The following is a 3,630-nucleotide window of genomic DNA, read 5'->3' on the forward strand; positions in this document are numbered from 1 at the left end:
TGGGGTGCGGGCGGGGGGCCGGGTGTGGGGGGGGGCGCCCGGCCGGCGGCTGCCGTCAGCGGTTGACGGCTTCCAGCGAACGCAGCGCGATGTGGGCCTCGGCGACGACGCGCTCGGCGGTCAGGCCGAACTCCTCGAAGAGGACCTGGTAGTCGGCGGAGGCACCGAAGTGCTCCAGCGACACGATCCGGCCGTGGTCGCCCACCAGCTCGCGCCAGCCCTGGGCGATGCCGGCCTCGACCGAGACGCGGGCCTTGACCGAGGGCGGCAGCACGCTGTCGCGGTAGGCCTGGTCCTGCTCCTGGAACCACTCGAAGGACGGCAGCGAGACGACGCGGGTGGCGACGCCCTCGGCCTCCAGGACCTCGCGGGCCCTGACGGCCAGCTGGACCTCGGAGCCGGTGCCCAGCAGGATCACCTGCGGGTCACCGGTGGACGCCTCGGCGAGGACGTAGCCGCCCTTCGCGGTGCCCTCGGCGGAGCCGAACACCGTGCGGTCGAAGGTCGGGACGTTCTGGCGGGTGAGTGCCAGGCCGACCGGGCCGGGGTGGCTGCTGTGACGCTCCAGGACGGTGCGCCAGGCGACGGCGGTCTCGTTGGCGTCGGCCGGGCGGACCATGGACAGGCCCGGGATGGCGCGCAGCGAGGCCAGGTGCTCGACCGGCTGGTGGGTCGGGCCGTCCTCGCCGAGGCCGATGGAGTCGTGCGTCCACACGTAGGTGACCGGCAGCTTCATCAGCGCGGCGAGGCGGACGGCCGGGCGCATGTAGTCGGCGAACACCAGGAAGGTGCCGCCGAAGACGCGGGTCCCGCCGTGCAGCGCGATGCCGTTCATGGTCGAACCCATGGCGTGCTCGCGGATGCCGAAGTGGATGGTCCGGCCGTACGGGCTCGCCGACTTCAGCGGGTTGCCCTCGGGGAGGAAGGAGCTGTCCTCGTCGATGGTGGTGAGGTTGGACTCGGCGAGGTCGGCCGAGCCGCCCCACAGCTCCGGGATCACCGCGCCGAAGGCCTTCAGGGCCTCGCCGCTGGCCTTGCGGGTGGCGACGGCCTTGCCGGCCTCGAAGACGGGCTGCGCCTTCTTCCAGCCCTCGGGCAGCTCGCCGGCCTCGATGCGGTCGAACTCGGCGGCGCGCTGCGGGTGGGCGGCACGCCAGGCGTCGAACGACTGCTCCCACTCGGTGCGGGCGGCCTTGCCGCGCTTGATCACCAGGCGGGCGTGCTCGATGACCTTGTCGCTCACCTCGAAGGTCTTCTCCGGGTCGAAGCCCAGGACCTTCTTGGTGGCGGCGATCTCGGCGCCGCCGAGCGCGGAGCCGTGCGCCTTGGCGGTGTTCTGGGCGTCCGGGGCCGGCCAGGCGATGATCGTGCGCATGGCGATCATCGACGGGCGGGAGGTCTCGGCCTTGGCGGCGGCCAGCGCGTCGGCGAGCGCCGCCACGTCGATGTCGCCGTTGGCCTTCGGGGAGACCCGCTGGACGTGCCAGCCGTACGCCTCGTAGCGCTTGAGGACGTCCTCGGAGAAGGCCGTCTCGGTGTCGCCCTCGATCGAGATGTGGTTGTCGTCGTAGAGCGCGACCAGGTTGCCCAGCTTCTGGTGGCCGGCCAGCGAGGAGGCCTCCGCGGAGATGCCCTCCTCCAGGTCACCGTCGGAGACGATGGCCCAGACGGTGTGGTCGAACGGCGACTCGCCGGCCGGGGCGTCCGGGTCGAAGAGGCCGCGCTCGAAGCGGGCCGCCATCGCCATGCCCACGGCGTTGCCGATGCCCTGGCCGAGCGGGCCGGTGGTGGTCTCGACGCCCGCGGTGTGACCGTGCTCCGGGTGACCCGGGGTGCGGCTGCCGGCGACCCGGAAGGCCTTGAGGTCGTCCAGCTCCAGGCCGTAGCCGGAGAAGTAGAGCTGGGTGTAGAGGGTCAGGCTGGTGTGTCCCGGAGAGAGGACGAACCGGTCGCGGCCGACCCAGGCGGGGTCGGTCGGGTCGTGGCGCAGGAAGCGCTGGAAGATCAGGTACGCCGCGGGGGCCAGCGACATGGCCGTCCCGGGATGCCCGTTACCGACCTTCTGGACCGCGTCCATGGCCAGAACGCGGGCCGTGTCGACCGTCCGCTCGTCGAGGTCGGACCACTCGAATGAATTCGGCGTCGTGCTCACCCTGTCTCAGGGCTCCTTCCATTGTGAAGAGTGACCCCGTGAGGGACCGGGTCGGCCACGTCGCTGGGGCCGGACGCTGGGTGGTGCCGGTCACGGAGGGTAGATCCCGCTTCTTTGGGCGAGCCTACCGTCCGGGCGAGGCTCACCCTCCGTGGTGGGACAACTCAGGCATGTTGGTCCCCATTCCCCGTCCCCTCCCCGTCCGCGATTCCCCGCGGACGGCCGGATCCTTTGTCCACCCTCGCCCGGATTGGGGAGGTTCGCCTCTCCGGGGCCCGGGTGGCGGGCGGTCACCCTGCGGATGGGTCCGCGGACCGGGCCGGAGGCATCGGTCCAGGCCCGGGCGGCCGGGTTCACCCGGCGGTGTGCGTTCCGCCCCGCCGGGGCACCCCGGGGCCGGTGGGGAGATATGGAGCGTCTAAGGTGGCGTGGTACGCGCAGAGCGGACGATTCGGGAACAACGTTCCGGTGGCCGCCTGTGAGGATTCATCTTCAGTTGGGGTGTTAGTGACCGCCGTCGAATCCCGTCCCGCCGGGGTCACCGGGGCGACGCCTGCGCAACGGCCGTTCGGGGCCCGTGTCGGCGCCTTCGTCGCACTGACCAAACCGCGGATCATCGAGCTGCTGCTGATCACCACCGTGCCGGTGATGTTCCTGGCGCAGCGCGGTGTTCCGGACCTGCTGCTGGTGCTGAAGGTGGTCATCGGCGGTTACCTCTCGGCGGGTGGCGCCAACGCCCTCAACATGTACATCGACCGTGACATCGACGCGGTGATGTCCCGGACGGAGCGCCGCCCGCTCGTGACCGGCATGGTGTCGCCGCGCGAGGCGCTGGTCTTCGGCATCGCCCTCGCGGTCGGGTCGACGCTCTGGCTGGGCGCCCTGGTCAACTGGCTCGCGTCGGCGCTCGCGCTGGGTGCACTGCTGTTCTACGTGTTCGTCTACACGCTCGGACTGAAGCGCCGCACCGCGCAGAACATCGTCTGGGGCGGCATCGCGGGCTGCATGCCTGTCTTCGTCGGCTGGGCGGCCGTCACCAACACGGTCTCCTGGTCGGCGCTGGTGCTCTTCCTGGTGATCTTCTTCTGGACGCCGCCGCACTACTGGCCGCTGTCGATGAAGGTCCGCGAGGACTACGCACGGGCCGGCGTGCCGATGCTGCCGGTGGTCAAGGGCAACCTGGCCGTCGCCAGGCAGATCGTCGCCTACTCCTGGGTGATGGTGGCCGTCTCGCTGGCGCTCTGGCCGCTCGCCGACACCAGCTGGCTCTACCCCGTCTCGGCGGTGGTGCTGGGCGCCGCGTGGCTGAAGGAGGCGCACGCGCTGCACGCCCGGGCCAAGGCCGGGATGGTCGGCGCCAAGCTGAAGGAGATGCGGCTGTTCCACTGGTCGATCACCTACCTGACGCTGCTGTTCGTCGTGATCGCGGTGGACCCCTTCGTGAAGTGAGTCCCGCGCCGTGCCGAAGGGCCCCGGTC

General features: G+C 71.2%; 2 protein-coding genes. One reads left to right on the forward strand and one right to left on the reverse strand.

The features are described from left to right. Positions 1 to 55: 55 nt before the first annotated feature. The gene (gene tkt / locus ACFWOG_RS40070; protein ID WP_329876361.1) at positions 56 to 2,152 is read right to left on the reverse strand and encodes a transketolase; all 2,097 of its coding nucleotides are present in this window, start codon (positions 2,150 to 2,152) and stop codon (positions 56 to 58) included. 507 nt (positions 2,153 to 2,659) lie between these two features. Here tkt and ACFWOG_RS40075 point away from each other — a divergent pair. Beyond that, entirely contained in the window at positions 2,660 to 3,601 is a 942-nt protein-coding gene (locus ACFWOG_RS40075; protein ID WP_329876359.1) for a heme o synthase, read from the forward strand. Positions 3,602 to 3,630 lie beyond the last annotated feature (29 nt).

Source organism: Kitasatospora sp. NPDC058406, assembly GCF_042722765.1.
Lineage (GTDB): Bacteria > Actinomycetota > Actinomycetes > Streptomycetales > Streptomycetaceae > Kitasatospora.